Origin of the sequence: Trichococcus sp. (assembly GCF_049589555.1) — a bacterium.
Classification (GTDB): domain Bacteria; phylum Bacillota; class Bacilli; order Lactobacillales; family Aerococcaceae; genus Trichococcus.
Genome location: NZ_JBAWAZ010000016.1, coordinates 1 through 16,116, shown reverse-complemented (window position 1 = coordinate 16,116; position 16,116 = coordinate 1). Strand labels below are relative to the sequence as shown.

Below are 16,116 nucleotides of genomic sequence, written 5' to 3'. Positions count from 1 at the left end.
CGCTTCATTTTTGAAGCGTCCCTGAACTTTTTGCAGTTATCCGGGTCTTTGGCCCGCTTGTGTTTTTTTTAACGGGGCATTGTTTGGTATAATGGAGGAAAGAGAGCGGTTACGAATGGACGCTCCAATTCTTGTCGCTTACGGTTCTGCCGGGAGGGATTATCATGAGAAGGAACATTTTGTTTATTCTATTGGGGTTGTTCATTGTTGCCGGATTAGCCCCTGCCCGCATCGCGGCTCCAGCATATTCGGTGGAGAACGGTGCAGTTGTCGAAAAAAGTTTACTGGAACTTTACCATCCAGCTTACATAAATCTGGATGGGACGCTTGCCGAAACCGGCAAGGATCATGTCACGCAACATACAAGAAGTGTTGCTGCCCTAACAAGGACACTGGATAGCCAGCCTTCAACGCCAACGGCCGGCAACGCTGAATTAGTTTATACGACTTACTTACAGGACAGCGGTTGGCATCCTGAAGTCCAGGAAGGCGCAATCAGCGGCGGGGCGGCTTTGCCGCTCGAAGCCATCCGGGCGCGTTTGACCCATTTGGCGGAAGCGGGCAGCGTTTCTTATCGGACCTATAGACAAGGCAGTGGTTGGTCAGGCTATGCCACAAACGGTGAGACGGCCGGAACGACAGGTACAGGTGAACCGATCGAAGCTCTGCAATTTAAGTTGACGGGTGCTTTGGCCGCTCAATACGATCTTTATTACCGGGTCCAAACGAGCCGCTTCGGATGGCTTGACTGGTCCATAAATGGCGAGACAGCCGGTACGGACGGTTTCCGCTATCCAATCGAAGGGGTCGAAATCGTTCTGATGAACAAGGAACAGATTTTTTTAGGCAAACGTGAGCAGAGCTTCATCAAACGCACCGAACCTGTTTTGTCCTACGGCAGTTATCTGACGGACTCGGGCTGGCAGGATCCTGTCCTCAATCCGGGTCAAAGCGGATCCCCGGATTCTTCGCAATCGTTGGAAGGTTTGCAGGCGAAATTGGACTCCCAGCCCTATCCGGGATCGGTTTCCTATCGTGCCGCCACAAGTGAAAACGGTTGGTTTGAGTGGACGCAGGACGGATTGGAAGCCGGACTGCCAGGAACAGGTCAACGCATCGAGCGGATCGAAATGCAGTTGACGGATGAACTGGCTGCGCATTATGATATCTATTATCAAGTCCATGTACCTGGAGTGGGCTGGTTGGATTGGGCCAAGAATGGCGAAACAGCCGGAACACAAGGATACGACTATGACGTCAGCGCCGTCCAGATGCAATTGGTCCAAAAAGATGCGGCGGCACCGGGGAAAACGGCAGTCGCCTTCATGGAATACGTACCGAAACCGCCGCCCGCTCCGGTTGTTCCTGCTGCCCCGCCAGTCCCAACCTATCCGACGGGACCCGATTGGACTGTCCAGGACGGCAACTTCCGGACGAATGCCGGCACCAACTATTATGTCGGCTCCAGTTACATCATCATCAGCATCGCCTATCAACGCGTCTGGGCCTACATCGGCAACCAGCAGATCGTCAATGCTCCCGTCATCACCGGACGACCTTCGATGCCGACGCCAAGAGGACTGTTCGCGATCCAACCGTATAAGGAATCCCCAAGCGTTCTGATCGGGGAAGATTACGAGTCACCGGTCCAATATTGGATCCCATTTTTGGGGAATGCCTACGGCTTGCATGACGCCTCTTGGCAAACCCAAGGCTTCGGCGGAGATCTTTATCTGTATTTGGGATCGCACGGCTGCGTCAACACCCCTTATTATGCGGTCCAAACGCTTTACAATACCTATTCCGTCGGCACGCCGGTCGTGGTTTATTAACCACCAGACGCGGAAAACCATGAAAAAAATAATGAACAAGCAGGTGAAGGTGTGACTAAGAAAAAGATATTGATGATCGGAACGGGCGGTACGATCGCATCAAAAATAACGCCGAATGGGCTCGATCCCCAACTGACATCAGAAGAGATATTGGCTTTTATTCCCGGTATCTCAGAAATATGCGAGGTCGATACCCTGCAGATCTGCAATATCGACAGCACCAACATCGCGCCTGACATCTGGGTGCTGATGACGGACACCATCAGGGAAAAGTATGAACAATATGACGGGTTTGTCGTCACCCACGGAACCGACACAATGGCCTATACGGCTGCCGCGCTTTCCTATATGATCCAGGATTCACCCAAACCGATCATCATCACTGGTGCCCAAAAACCGATCAATATGGAAATCACTGATTCGAAGACGAATCTCTTCGACAGTTTCCTTTATGCATCGTCCGATTCCGCCAGCGGTGTCCAGATCGTCTTCAACGGGAAGGTCATCCTCGGAACACGGGCAAGAAAGACGCATTCCAAGAGCTTTCAGGCTTTTTCCAGCATCAATTACCCTTATCTGGCGATCATTCAGGACGGACGCGTGATCTCCTACATCACAAAAGTAAAAGCGCCAGCACCGCGTTTCTACGACAGTCTGGATGCGAAGGTCGCGTTGTTCAAGCTGACGCCGGGAGTGGATTCGGATATTCTTGCTTACATGCTTGAGCGGAACGATGCCATCATCATCGAAAGCTACGGAGTCGGCGGCATCCCTTCGGCGCCGGAGTACGGATATTTCGAGGTCATCAACCACTGGATCGGCCAAGGGAAGACGGTGGTCATGACGACGCAGGTCCCGAATGAGGGCAGCGACATGGAAATCTACAAAGTCGGCCACGAACTGAAATCGCGGGTCAATATTTTGGAAGCCTACGACATGATCACCGAAGCGGTCGTATGCAAACTGATGTGGATATTGGGCCAGACCCAAGACCCGGCCCGGATCAAGGAATTGTTCTACACCACGATCAGCAACGATATCCTGTATTGAAAGAGCGGAAAAGCCCTCGCTGAGGATGGCTTTTCCGCTCTTTTCTGTTTTTCGTAGGTTTAGTATTTTTTGACGGTGTGAACGCAGCCACCCTTAAGCGGATCCCACCCTAAGCAATCTAAAAACCATAGCTTCCGGTCGGCGTATCCAGAAATAGCGGCAGGGCGGGAGGCTGGAAACTGAACAGCACAAACGCAAGCGCGAATAGAAGCCAGAGAACGGCTGCCGTTCCAAGCCAAATGCGGCGAGGATCGACATAGCGATAAGTGCGGGAAGCCAACAGTTGACCGCTGATTATGCCGAAAAAGAACAGCATCCCATCAGTGAAAAGGGATTCAATGCCGAAAGCGCCTTTGAGCGTGTAGAATCCGGTGACGATGAGGAGCGGACAGAACAGCATGGACACGATCCCCGCCAGCAACCAGCGGGATGGCGAAAGACGGTTATTTTTTCCGAAAAAGAGGAAGATGAATAGAAACCACAGGAAGGTGGACCAGTAACTCATTTTCAGATGTTCCCAGACACTCTCGTTCACGGGGACGAAAGGCGCAGCCCAACTCACATTCCCTAACCATGCGAATGCGAAGTGGGAGAGGCCGCCGAACATCAGGATGAACGGGATGCCGGCAACAAAGGAACGGATGACGAATGCATCGGATCGGAAAACTCTCTTTTCAGTCATCGCAAGGACCTCTTTCTCTCGGGCCGGCAAACGTCACGAATTTGGTGGATGAAGTATCTTTCGTGATCATTTTACCACGCGTCGGCCTTGGCTTCATCTAACTCGGCTGCATGCCAAAAACACCCCGCAGAATGGCAGTTCCTGATTGGAGCTTCCATTTTGCGGGGTGTTTCGATTTGATTCTTAAATGCTTTATTCGAGCTCGAATGCTCCGGTATAAAGCTGATAATATTTTCCTTGTTCGCCGATCAATTTCTCATGATCGCCGCGTTCGATGATCCGGCCTTGCTCCATCAGCATGATCACATCCGCATTTTGAATGGTGGACAGGCGGTGGGCGATGACGAAAACGGTCCGTCCTTGCATCAACGCATCCATGCCGCGCTGCACAATCGATTCTGTCCGCGTGTCGATGCTGGAAGTTGCTTCATCCAGTATCATGACGGGAGGATCGGCAACTGCCGCACGGGCAATCGAAAGTAATTGCTTCTGCCCTTGGGAAAGACCTTCGCCGTCGCCGGAAATGACTGTTTTGTATCCCAGCGGCAAACGGGAGATGAAATCATCGGCATTCGCCAAACGCGCTGCCGCATAAATTTCTTCATCGGATGCGTGCAGATTGCCGTAACGGATGTTTTCCAGAATCGTTCCGGTGAAGAGGTTGGTATCCTGCAACACGATACCAAGGGAACGGCGCAGATCATTTTTCTTGATGTCTGCGATGTCGATGCCATCATAAACGATTTTTCCGTCCTGGATGTCATAGAAACGATTGATCAAGTTCGTGATGGTCGTTTTGCCAGCACCCGTCGATCCCACAAAAGCGACTTTTTCGCCAGGATGGGCATAAAGACTGATGTCATGCAGAATCTGTTTGTCGGGATTGTAGGAGAAGTCGACATCAAAAAATCGGACATCACCGGTCAGTTGCGTATAACGGACCGAACCATCTGCTTGAGGCACTTTCCATGCCCAAAGTCCGGTATGGTTTTCGGCTTCCTTCACTTCATCACCGACCATGGTTGCATTCACCAAAGTGACGGTGCCTTCATCCAACTCAGGCTTTTCATCCATCAATTCGAAGATCCGCTCAGCACCCGCCAAAGCCATCACGATCGATGAAACTTGTTGGGAAATCTGGTTGACCGGCATTGTGAAAGAACGGCTCAACTGCAGGAAGGAAGCAATCGCCCCCAAGGTCAGGCCGCCGATGCCTGCGACAGCCATGGCTCCTCCGAACATAGCGATCAGAGCATATTGCAGGAATCCCAGATTCCCTAGAATCGGCATCAGGATATTTGCGTAGATGTTTGCGTTCGTCGCGCTCTCGCGCAACTCGTCGTTGAGTTTGTCGAAACGTTCCTTCGATTCCGTTTCGCGTCCGAAAACTTTCACTTCTTTTTGTCCGTGCATCATCTCCTCGATATAGCCGTTCACTTTACCGAGCGTCTGCTGCTGCTTGACGAAGTTGACGGAGCTTTTTCCGCCGATTGTTTTTGTGACGGTGATTGACAAGGCGACCATCAGGATAACAATGAGCGTCAGCGGCAAACTTACCGCCAGCATCGCAGCAAATACACTGATGATCGTGACTAGGGAAGAAAAGGCCATCGGGATACTTTGCGAAAGCATCTGGCGCAAAGTATCGATATCATTGGTGTAGCGGCTCATGACATCCCCGTGCGCATGCGTATCGAAATATTTGATCGGCAAGGTCTGCATATGCGCGAACAGCTCATCGCGGATTTTTTTCTGGATCCCCTGTGAAATGGAAACCATCAGGATGTTGTAGACATACGTCGCCACGACACCGATCATGTAAATGCCGGCCATCATCGCGATCGCACGGTACATGCTGGTGAAGACCGGATTGGTTACGCCCAGTAAAGGCGTGATATACTCATCAATCAGCGTCTTCAGGAAAAGCGAACCCACAACATTGGCAAGGGCGCTTATGAGGATACAGATCAATACAAGGCTAAAGGTGAATTTGTGGCCTTTGGAAATATAGGACAGGAGGCGTTTTGTCGTTTTGCCGGCATCTTTGGCTCCGCGCCGTTTTGGTTGATTAGGCTTCATCAGCAATTTTTCCCCCTTTCGTTTGTGAATAGTAGACTTCTTGATAAATGGTGTTTGTTGCCAGCAATTCATCATGCGTTCCGATGCCATTGACGCTGCCGCTCTCCATCACGATGATCTTGTCGGCATCCTGAACGGAAGAGACGCGCTGGGCGATGATGAATTTGGTTGTGTTCGGGATTTCTTCCTTGAAAGCGGTCCGGATCAAGGAATCCGTCCGGGTATCCACGGCGCTGGTCGAGTCATCTAGAATCAGGATTTTTGGTTGTTTCACCAAAGCGCGCGCGATGCAGAGCCTTTGTCTTTGCCCACCGGAAACGTTTGTGCCGCCTTCTTCAATATAAGTGTCGTATCCGTCAGGAAGACGTTGGATGAATTCATCGGCTTGAGCTTGTCGCGCCGCGGTCATCAGCTCTGCATCGGTAGCGGCAGGATTACCCCATCGCAGATTGTCTTTGATCGTTCCCGAGAACAGGATATTTTTTTGGAGCACCATAGCGACTTCGCTGCGCAATGTCTGCATATCATAATCGCGTACATCGATGCCGCCGACTTTCACTGTACCACCGGTTGCATCATACAGACGCGGAATAAGGTGGACCAATGATGTTTTGGCACTGCCGGTCCCGCCGATGATGCCGACCGTTTCCCCTGATTTGACGGAAAAACTGACATTTTTCAAGGCAAGCTTCTGCGGATCGTTGGTGTAACTGAAGTCCACCTGCTCGAAACTGACCGATCCGTCAGGAATGACCATGATCGGATTGCTGTTGTTCTTCAGGTCGCTGTCCTCACTCAGTACTTCCACAATCCGCTCCGCTGAAGCGCGGGAGATGGTGACCATGACGAAGACCATCGAAATCATCATCAAACTCATCAGAATTTGGGAAGCGTAAGTGATCAGACTCATCAGCTGGCCTGTCGTCATCGAACCGGAGACGATCATGCGCGCGCCCAATAGGGACAACGTCAGTATGCTTGCGTACATCGTGAACTGCATCAAAGGGCTGTTGAACGCCAAGATTTTTTCGGCTTTAGTGAAATCAGTGTAGATTTTTTTGGAGACGGATTTGAATTTCTCGGTTTCGTGCTCTTCACGCACAAAGGACTTTACGACCCGGATGCCATAAAGATTTTCCTGGACGACCCGGTTCAGCTTGTCATAGGTGCGGAAAACTCTCTGGAAAATCGGGAAGGCTTGTGACATGATCAGGTAAAGACCGAAGCCCAGGAACGGGATCGCTCCAAGGAAGACCATCCCGAGTTCACTGTTGATGCTCAGAGCCATCAACAATGAGAATACGAGCATAAGCGGCGCCCGGACCATGATCCGGATGATCATCTGGTAAGAGTTCTGGACATTCGTGATGTCCGTCGTCAAACGGGTGATCAGACTGGATGTCGAGAACTGATCGATATTCGAAAATGAGAAATCCTGGATATTGTAGTACATGTCCTTGCGGATATTTTTGGCGAATCCGGCCGAAGCTTTTGCCGCATGCAAACCCGATAGGACGCCGAACCCTAATGAGAAGAGGGTGGAGACGATCAAAATCAGTCCGATTCGGATGATGAAGGGCATGTCTCCTTCTCCGATCCCTTTATCGATGATCATAGACATCAGATAGGGGATAAGCACTTCAAGTACGACTTCCAAAGTGACATATATAGGGGCAAGGATCGAATCCTTTTTATACTCGCGTATGCTGCCCATGAGTTTTTTTATCATAGCGTTAATCCTTTCCGTAAATAATGATTGGGGGTTCTTAGAAATTGTTGAGGCAATCAGCCTTCTGCATTTTTCGATATTTTCTCGAGAATGCTCAAAAAGGTGGCGATTTCTTCTTCGGTCAAGCCTTTGGACAATTGGCTCTCCACGGAATCAATCACTTGTTCCGTATTTTTTTTTGCATGCAAAGCCTTATCCGTCAGCATCATTTTCCGCAGTCTGGCGTCATAAGGAACGGTCTCCCGCAGCAGCAAGCCATCCCTTTCCATCGTATTCAGGATGCCTGTGACTGTCGATTTGCGTATGTCGAATTTCTGCTCGAGATCTTTCTGGAAGACGTCCCTCTCTGCGGATTCTTTGGCGATGTAGGAAACGATCGCAAATTGCATGCCTGTCAGGCCATAACCATCATTTTCGGTCAAGTGCCTGTTCATGAGGCGCTTAACTTGTTGCCAAACCGACCTGATCCGGAATCCTAGCAGTTCTGTGTTGCTCATTATTTTTCACCACCCATGTAGTTCGTGCCCTAACTATATTATGCCTGTTAAGAGGGATTGTCAATCATCTTGCTTACTTTTGAATCTTTTTTATTTACTAATAATACCGGGTGGGGTATAATACGTTTTGTTGATAAGAAATTTAAGTAAAAATATACAGTTTAAGGAAGGATAGATAAAGAATGAGCACACAAGTGACAGATACAACCTGGCAGAGTGAAGTACAAGACGGTTTGACATTGATGGATTTTTGGGCGCCTTGGTGCGGACCTTGCCGCATGCTTGGACCCGTTTTGGAAGAAATCGAAGAAGAGATGGACAACAAGGTGAAAATCGTCAAATTGAATATCGACGAGAACCAAATGACGGCTTCCCAGTTCGGCATCATGAGCATTCCGACGATGGTGTTGTTCAAAGATGGAAAACCGGTGGAAAAACTGACAGGCTACCATCCGAAAGATGTTTTGGTTGATTATCTGGAAACAAAATTAGCGTAATATAGTATGAATGGAGGGCTGTCTCGTTTAGGGGCGGCCCTCATTGTTTGCCGCCTGACATTATGTGTGATGCGATTGTTTGACGCCTTTCCGCTGTGATATAATGGGCTATCATGTTCAGACAGAAAAAATGATCTCATAAGGGAACAGAAGGGGCGGGAGCAGATGGGCGAAAGTACATTGTATCAGCATCAGACGCTGGGGGATTTGATGGCGGGGGTATTCGACGGAACCCTGACATTTGAAGAGCTATTGAAGCATGGGGACATCGGAATCGGGACTTTCCATGATTTTGAAGGGGAACTAATCCTGTTGGACGGCATCGCCTATCAAGCGAAGGCGGACGGATCGATTTCGAAAGTCGATCCATCCCAGACAACGCCGCATGCTGCGGTGACTTTTTTTCAACCGGACCGTGAATACGACATCGACCGGCCGATGACGCTGAGAAAAGTCAGGTCGGATATTGTCAAGCGCGTGCGCAGCCGGAATGTGTTCTCGGTCGTCAAAATAACCGGGCATTTTGAATACATGCATACGCGGGCGGTGCCGAAGCAGCAAAAACCGTATCCGCGCCTGATCGAAGCGACGCGTGTCCAGCCGGAATTCGAGTCCTACGATATGCAAGGGACGGCAATCGGCATCTATACACCTGAATTGTTTGATGGCGTAGCCAAGGGTGGCTTCCATTGTCATTTCATCAGCGATGACCGCAAATTTGGCGGACACATCCTCGATTACATCGTTGATGAAGCAAAATGCGAGATCCAAACCATCGAAAGCATCATGCAACATTTCGCCGTCCAATCGGATGATTTCATGGACAAAGAAATCGGCTACCACAACTTGGCGGAAGAAATGGCCGAAGCAGAAGGCTAATAAAGAAAAAAAGCGTTGGATAACCTCCGGAGACCGGGATTATCCAACGCTTTTAAAATTTGTATTCTATTCGATTTTTTCCAGAACAACGCGGCCCAATTGCGCCTCGATTTCTTCAGTGGTTGCGATATCCGGGGAGAAGGCGGTCGCGGTTCCGGCGGCTACGGCTACCCGGAAAGCTTCCGAAGAGTCCCCTGTCCGGATGAAGGTGCCAACGAACCCGGCCACCATGGAATCTCCGGCTCCGACCGGATTGGCGACTTTTCCGGATAAAGGCGGCGCATAGATGACTTCATTCGGTGTGAAGAGCAAGGCGCCATCACCGCCCAAGGAAACGATGGCATGCTGGGCGCCCAATTCAACCAGTTGTTTGCCGTAAGGGATAACCTCCTGCCAAGTGGTGAAGGTCCGGCCGAAAAATTCGCCGACTTCCTTCTGGTTGGGTTTCACGACCAAGGGATGATACTGCAGGCTGTTGCGCAATTCATCTTTGGTGATATCACAGGCAAAAGGCACGCCCTCCTCGTGCAGGGACCGGATCAGCTGTTCATAAAAATCCTTCGGCATGGAAGGGAGCTTGCTGCCCGACATCACTACAAAATCCTGCGTTGAGATGTCCTCGAAACCTTTCATGAAACGAGCGACTTCCTCGTCGGTTGCGCTGGGACCGTAGTCGCTGATTTCGGTATCCTGGTCCGACTTCAGGACGAGATTGATGCGAGTGCGCTCTTTGATCACGGTGAATTGGTTGAGGATATTCAGTTCCTCCATGTATTCGCGCACAAAGTCACCGGTGAAGCCTCCGCGGAAGCCCAATGCAATTGAGGGGATTCCGAGTGCTTTCAGGACGCGCGAAACCATGATGCCTTTCCCGCCGGGCGTGATCAGTTCATCCTGCATATGATGGGAATGGCCCAAAGTCAATTGAGGGACAGTGACGATGTAATCGATGGTCGGATTCAGTGTGATCGTGTAAATCATATATAACTCCTCCAGTCTGGGATGGCACGCAGTTCTTTCGCTTTCAACCAAAGTATAACCCTGTCGGCAGGCAAACTCAAAAGATAGCCTTTTTGCGCAGGCTCCCAGGTATGAACGAGAAAAACGGTGAGCGTAAACGCATGAAAAGGGACGGAATTGTGCTAAAATAAAGGGCATCGTGAAAAGGTCGATTTTAAATAAATAGAATATATGAACGGGAAGGAAGAAGCATCGGATGACAGACGAGAATTTAACTGAAAACATAGACGAGAGGCTGAAAGGGATCGAGAACAACATCAGGAAAAACATGTCCTTGAGCAGTGTCCCGGTCCTGATGGAAGCCATCCGGACGCATCCGGACCATCCGCATGTGAATTATTTGCTGGGGCTCAGCCACTACAAGAACCGCAATCTGGAAAAAGCGATGCATTATGCATTGCGGGCAGTGGAATTGGACGGCACCGGCGATGCCTATTTGACGCTGCTGGCGAAGCTGTATACGGAGGACGGAGATGATAAGGCAGCGGAGAGCTATGCGCAAGCCGCCTTCACCCGCAACCCCGCCAATTGGGAAGCGGCCCTTGTACTGGCGAAGATGGCCTTCGAAAAGAACGACCTCCCGAGGGCGCTGGAACTCGTCGATCAGGTGCTCAAGCACAGCCCGAAATCCTTTGCGGCATTGCGGTTGAAATCGAAGATCTACCTGCAACAAGAAGAGGAACTGGAAACAATCCTGGCTTCCATCGAAGAATCCGAGAAATACGGCTATGACGATGCCATCGAATACGACCGCGTCTATGCCTACTACATCCACGGCCGCTTTGACGAATGCCGCCGCATCCACAAGGAATTGGAACGAACCCGGCCGCTTTCGCACAGCACCGAAAAAGTCGGCAAGCTGATCGCGACTATGCAATCGAGTCGGTTGGCAAGAAGAGGGCCGCAAGCGGATTACTTCCATATGGATGCGACCCATTCCAACCGGAAAGTCAAAGTCTCGCTTGAAGAATCCTTGGCCGAACTGAACAATCTGATCGGTCTGACGGAAGTGAAGGAGACCATCAACCGGATCGTGAAGCTTGTCGAATATGACAAAAAGCGGGCCTATATGCTGTCGATCGAGAAGAATGAACAGCCTTCCTATCATTTCGCCTTTTCCGGCAATCCGGGCACAGGGAAAACGACGGTCGCCAGGATTCTGGGGGATATCTTCTATTCCTTGGGCATCCTTGAATCGGGACAATTGGTGGAAGTCGATCGCTCGGATCTGGTCGGCGGCTACGTCGGCCAGACAGCGCAGAAGACAAAGGCCGTTATCGAATCAGCCATGGGCGGCGTGCTGTTCATCGATGAAGCCTATTCTTTGGCGTCCTCGGACAGCGATTCGCTCGATTACGGTTCCGAAGCCATCGACACTTTGATCAAAGCGATGGAAGATCACCGTAATGATTTCATCGTGATCCTGGCGGGTTATGACACCGGCATGAAGCAGTTGCTGAAATCGAATCCTGGCTTGTCTAGCCGGATCAACATGCAGATCGATTTCGAGGATTTTTCCGACCAGGAACTGTTGGAAATCGCCAAGGCGCAAGCCAAGGATAATCATTATACGTTGACTGAGGAAGCGGAGCAGGCTTTCAGGGTCAAAATCAATCAGGAAAAAGTCGTCCCGCAGTTCGCCAATGCCCGTGCCGTCAGGAACATCATGGAAGAAGCGATGCGCGAACGAGCCTTCCGTCTGAGCGAAAAGCCGGTGACGAAGGATGATCTGGTCATCCTCGAGCCGCTTGATTTCGGCATCGACCCGAATCAACTGTTCGGGGATAATATTGAAGATTTGATGGCGCAGCTGCGCAATCTGGTCGGGTTGAAGGATGTCAAAAAACAAGTCAGCTCGATCATGAATTACGTACGTGCCGAAAAGCGCCGGGAAAAGATGGGACATCCGATGAACGATTTGTCCTTGCACATGGTCTTCACCGGGAACCCCGGCACAGGCAAGACAACCATCGCACGGCTGATCAGCCAAATCCTGAAATCCATCGGTGTGCTGAAGCGCGGCCACATGATCGAAGTCACAAGGGAAGAGCTTGTCGGGCAATACGTCGGCCAGACCGGACCGAAGACATTGGAGAAAATCAAGGAAGCTTACGGCGGCGTGCTGTTCATCGATGAGGCCTATTCCCTTTATTCCGCCTCCGAAAACGACTTCGGTTATGAAGCCATCAGTACGCTGATCAAGGAGATGGAGGACAACCGCGACAAACTGGTCGTCATCATGGCCGGCTATCCGAGCGAGATGGAGCAGATGCTCAGCATGAACTCCGGCATCCGCAGCCGGATCGCCTACACGGTCGATTTCCCGGATTACGACAGCGAAGAACTGACGGAAATCTTCCACATGGCCGCCACCCAGCAAGGTTTTGTGCTGACGGAGGAAGCCCAGGAGAAAGTGAAGAATCTGTTCGTGCAGTCCTATACAACACGCGACAGCCATTTCGGCAACGCCCGCACAGCCAGGAGCCTCTTCGAGAAGGCGAAGCTGCACCAAAGCAACCGCCTGGCCGAAGATGAGGAGGCCGACCTGTTCACGATCCTGCCGGAGGATATCGAAGAGAATTAGTGGACAAACAAAAAACTTCTGCATTACGGAATTATTCCGTAATGCAGAAGTTTTTTTGTTTTATTCGGCGTTTACTGTTTTCTCGATTCCGGCAATCCCGAAAGCGCCAGGACCGCCATGGGAAGTGATGACGCCGCCGGTCTGGATCCAAGTGACGTCCTGGTAGCCTTTTTCCTTCGCGTAGTTTTCCATTTGGTTCATGATTTCTTCATCCAAGCCGAGCGATTGGATGAGGTACAGCTTATTGTCGTCGATGGCGTAAGCCTTCAGGTAGTCATCAAAAAAATCGACAACGACGCGGCTCATCTTGCCGCGGTATTTTTTTGTGGAAACCAATTTGCCGTCGATCAATTCGATAGTCGGTTTTATCTTCAGGAGCGATGCGCCCAGATAAGCTGCATTGGAGACGCGGCCGCCTGCCCGCAGGAACTCGAGACCGGATGGCATGAACGAGAAGTGCGTGCGCGGCACTACAGCTTCGATGGCGGAAACCAATTTTCCCACTGCGATATCCGGTTCCTTTTCAAGCAGATCAGCGGCATAAAGCACGATCGCGGCCAAGCCGCCGGATACGTTCAGGGCGTCGATGAGGTGGATGTTCTCGAAATCTTCCGCCGCCAACACGGCACTCTGGAATGAGGAAGAGGCCTTGGAGGTGTAGCCGATATGCACGATGATGCTGTCGGGAAGCTCAGAGCGGATCTTTTCGAAAAAAGCGGTATATTCGTTTGGATTGGTTGCGGTCGTGGAAGGCGTTTTTTTTGTTCGCTCGTAATAATCATACAGATCCGTGACCGGAAAAGATCCATCAAGATGATCGATATCATCCATGATGACGTGCATCGATACAATCTGGATATTGTGTTTCTTTGCCAAATCAGTGGGGATATCCGCGCCGCTTTCAGTCGTAAGGATTACTCTGCTCATACTATTCCTCCGTCTCCAATGGTCAAATATGTTATTGCCAATGGACTTAATTTGTTGGTTCCAATATACCACACTTTTAGTGCCCAACCAAAAAGTGTTATGATTGAATCAGAAACAGGAAGGGAAGAATGAGGCATGGCAAAAAATGGGAAAAACCGGAAATCGGATATCGTTACGATGCTTGCGGTTGCGGGGTATGTGCTGTTCTTGGTGGTTGGCTTTCCTGCGGCTGAGAGAGCAGGCGGCTTTTATCCGGCGCTTATGATTTTGGCTGGAATCGCTGCGTTGTTCGCGATCGTCTACTACCATTCGCGCGTGAATGCATACGTCTGCCCACAGTGCCGGCGCAAATTCAAAATCAAATTCCTGACGGATCTGTTGTCGTTGAACGGAGGCAAGCAAGGCAAACGGTTGACTTGCCCACATTGCGGATTCAAAGGTTGGATGCAGGATACCGCGCCTGATGAGGAATAATTAAAAAAGCAACCTCATTTTACCGAGGTTGCTTAGCGAAAGGTCAATTATTTAGTTGCTTTTTCCAGATGTTTGCTGCGCAGTTGGCCGCAGGCGGCATCGATGTCGGTGCCGTGTTCCTTGCGGATGACACAGTTGATGTTGTTCTTTTTGAGGATATCATAGAACGCCAAAATATCCTTTTTGGTGCTGCGTTCGTATTTGATGTGTTCGGCAACCGGATTGTAAGGGATCAGGTTCACGTAGGAAAGGTGACGCTTATCCTTCAATAAGGCGACCAATTCGTGCGCCTGCTCCGGTCTGTCGTTCACACCAGAGATCATGATATATTCAAAAGTGATGCGGCGGTTTGTCTTTTCCAGATACTCATCGATGGCGGACATGACTTCCTTCAGCGGGTGTTTGCGGTTGATGCGCATCATGCGGCTGCGGATTTCATCGTTCGGCGCGTGCAAGGATAAAGCCAAGTTGACTTGCAGCCCGTTTTCCGCGAATTCGCGGATTTTCGGAGCCAATCCACTAGTGGAAACGGTGATGTGACGTGCACCGATTGCCAAACCTTTGGCATGGTTGACGATGTTCAGGAAGGCCATGACATTGTCGTAGTTGTCGAACGGTTCGCCGATGCCCATCACGACGATGTGGCTGACGCGTTCGCCTTCACCTTTTTGATCCAAGTAGTGTTGGATCTGCATGATTTGCGCAACGATTTCGCCAGCAGTCAAATCGCGTTGTTTCCGTTTCAGACCACTTGCGCAGAACGTGCAGCCGATATCGCAGCCGACTTGCGTCGTGACGCAGACGGACAGGCCGTATTCCTGACGCATCAGGACGGTTTCGATCATCAGTTTGTCTTCCAGTTGGAAGAGATATTTAGTGGTGCCGTCCGCTGATTCTTGGACGACCACTTGATTCAGGGGCTGCAGCAGGAAGTTGTCGGAGAGAAGGGCAACCAAATCTTTTGACAAGTTTGTCATTTCCGAAAAGTCCAGGACTCGTTTGATATATAGCCAGTCCCAGATCTGTTGGGCGCGGAATTTTTTCTGGCCTTGTTCCAACAACCAAGCTTCCAGCTGATCCAAAGTCAATCCATAAATAGAAGGTGTATTCATTTTACTTTCCTTTCTTTACCGTGCAAATTTTCAATCCATATCATAACACATTTTTATGAAAATGGAATTACATCCTTAAAATAAGTGAAAAAGTGCAAAAACGAAAACCTGTTCGCTCTGATGTATGCGCAAAAAAATTGACCCCGGATAACATTTATCCGAGGCCAATTCTTTGTATAAATTTTTTTCGATAAAAGCCGTCTGCTAGAGGCCGAAGAAATCCTTCATGAAAAGCAAGCCAATGATGAACATCACCAACGTCGCAATACCGCCGACCACATTCCCCAAACGGTGATTCGTATGGCTGCCCATCACTTTTTTGTTATTCCCGATGAAGAGGATCAGCAGCATCAGCGGCGGGGCCATCAAGCCGTTGATGGCTGCGGAATAGTACAAAGCCCTCATCGGATCAATCCCGACAAAATTGATCGTCAGCCCGATGAGCGTGGCGATGGTGATGACGCCGTAGAAACCATGCGCCTCCTTCAGTTTCTTACCCAGACCAGTCTCCCAACCGAAAAATTCGGAAATGGCGTAGGACGAGGAGCCGGCCAAAACAGGCACACCAAGCAGGCCTGTTCCGATGATGCCCAAAGCGAACAGCCAATAGGCGAAGTCCCCCACCAATGGACGAAGCGCTTGAGCGGCCTCCGAAGCGGAATTGATGGTGGTAATGCCGCTAAGGTGAAGGGTCCCGGCCGTTGTCAGCACAATCATGAAAGCAGTGACAGTCGTAAAAAACATCCCGACAATC

The 16,116-nt window shown here is 50.3% G+C and carries 14 protein-coding genes; 6 read left to right on the top strand and 8 right to left on the bottom strand.

Annotation, left to right across the window (positions count from 1 at the left end):
* Positions 1–164: 164 nt before the first annotated feature.
* Complete coding sequence (locus WBV27_RS00930) at positions 165–1,832, top strand: L,D-transpeptidase family protein (protein WP_424198600.1); 1,668 nt, start codon at positions 165–167, stop codon at positions 1,830–1,832.
* Between the two features lie 51 nt (positions 1,833–1,883).
* Positions 1,884–2,882, top strand: coding sequence for an asparaginase (locus WBV27_RS00925; RefSeq protein WP_424198598.1), 999 nt, complete (start codon positions 1,884–1,886; stop codon positions 2,880–2,882).
* 118 nt (positions 2,883–3,000) lie between these two features.
* Here WBV27_RS00925 and WBV27_RS00920 read toward each other — a convergent pair whose 3' ends face one another.
* The 4 genes from WBV27_RS00920 to WBV27_RS00905 all read right to left on the bottom strand — a co-directional run bounded on the left by WBV27_RS00920 (position 3,001) and on the right by WBV27_RS00905 (position 7,869).
* Positions 3,001–3,564: a DUF6512 family protein gene (locus WBV27_RS00920; protein WP_424198596.1), complete on the bottom strand. Its 564-nt coding sequence runs from the start codon at positions 3,562–3,564 to the stop codon at positions 3,001–3,003.
* Between the two features lie 192 nt (positions 3,565–3,756).
* Positions 3,757–5,643 (bottom strand): ABC transporter ATP-binding protein, encoded by a 1,887-nt coding sequence (locus WBV27_RS00915; RefSeq protein WP_424198594.1) that lies wholly within the window; start codon positions 5,641–5,643, stop codon positions 3,757–3,759.
* Positions 5,633–7,372, bottom strand: coding sequence for an ABC transporter ATP-binding protein (locus WBV27_RS00910; RefSeq protein WP_424198592.1), 1,740 nt, complete (start codon positions 7,370–7,372; stop codon positions 5,633–5,635). The genes WBV27_RS00915 and WBV27_RS00910 overlap by 11 nt, the downstream gene beginning before the upstream one ends.
* Positions 7,373–7,428: 56 nt before the next feature.
* The gene (locus tag WBV27_RS00905) at positions 7,429–7,869 is read right to left on the bottom strand and encodes a MarR family winged helix-turn-helix transcriptional regulator (RefSeq protein ID WP_424198590.1); all 441 of its coding nucleotides are present in this window, start codon (positions 7,867–7,869) and stop codon (positions 7,429–7,431) included.
* Positions 7,870–8,051: 182 nt separating this feature from the next.
* On the opposite strand from WBV27_RS00905, the gene trxA reads away from it, so the two are divergent.
* Positions 8,052–8,366, top strand: a complete 315-nt coding sequence (gene trxA / locus WBV27_RS00900; protein WP_424198588.1) for a thioredoxin — start codon at positions 8,052–8,054, stop codon at positions 8,364–8,366.
* Between the two features lie 165 nt (positions 8,367–8,531).
* The gene (budA, locus tag WBV27_RS00895) at positions 8,532–9,245 is read left to right on the top strand and encodes an acetolactate decarboxylase (RefSeq protein ID WP_424198586.1); all 714 of its coding nucleotides are present in this window, start codon (positions 8,532–8,534) and stop codon (positions 9,243–9,245) included.
* Positions 9,246–9,311: 66 nt separating this feature from the next.
* Here budA and pfkB read toward each other — a convergent pair whose 3' ends face one another.
* Positions 9,312–10,226 carry a 1-phosphofructokinase gene (gene pfkB / locus WBV27_RS00890; RefSeq protein ID WP_424198584.1) on the bottom strand — a complete coding sequence of 305 codons (915 nt, stop codon included), beginning with the start codon at positions 10,224–10,226 and terminating at the stop codon, positions 9,312–9,314.
* 235 nt (positions 10,227–10,461) lie between these two features.
* On the opposite strand from pfkB, the gene WBV27_RS00885 reads away from it, so the two are divergent.
* On the top strand, positions 10,462–12,849 hold the full coding sequence (locus tag WBV27_RS00885) for an AAA family ATPase (RefSeq protein WP_424198582.1): 2,388 nt from the start codon (positions 10,462–10,464) through the stop codon (positions 12,847–12,849).
* A gap of 60 nt (positions 12,850–12,909) precedes the next feature.
* On the opposite strand, the gene WBV27_RS00880 is transcribed toward WBV27_RS00885, so the two are convergent.
* Entirely contained in the window at positions 12,910–13,776 is an 867-nt protein-coding gene (locus WBV27_RS00880; RefSeq protein WP_424198580.1) for a DegV family protein, read from the bottom strand.
* Positions 13,777–13,911: 135 nt separating this feature from the next.
* On the opposite strand from WBV27_RS00880, the gene WBV27_RS00875 reads away from it, so the two are divergent.
* Positions 13,912–14,250, top strand: a complete 339-nt coding sequence (locus WBV27_RS00875; RefSeq protein ID WP_119092293.1) for a hypothetical protein — start codon at positions 13,912–13,914, stop codon at positions 14,248–14,250.
* Positions 14,251–14,297: 47 nt separating this feature from the next.
* Here WBV27_RS00875 and rlmN read toward each other — a convergent pair whose 3' ends face one another.
* Together rlmN and WBV27_RS00865 are read right to left on the bottom strand one after the other, a co-directional pair.
* Positions 14,298–15,362, bottom strand: coding sequence for a 23S rRNA (adenine(2503)-C(2))-methyltransferase RlmN (gene rlmN / locus WBV27_RS00870; protein ID WP_424198577.1), 1,065 nt, complete (start codon positions 15,360–15,362; stop codon positions 14,298–14,300).
* A gap of 204 nt (positions 15,363–15,566) precedes the next feature.
* A partial coding sequence (locus tag WBV27_RS00865; protein WP_424198575.1) for an NRAMP family divalent metal transporter occupies positions 15,567–16,116 on the bottom strand: 550 nt, incomplete at its 5' end.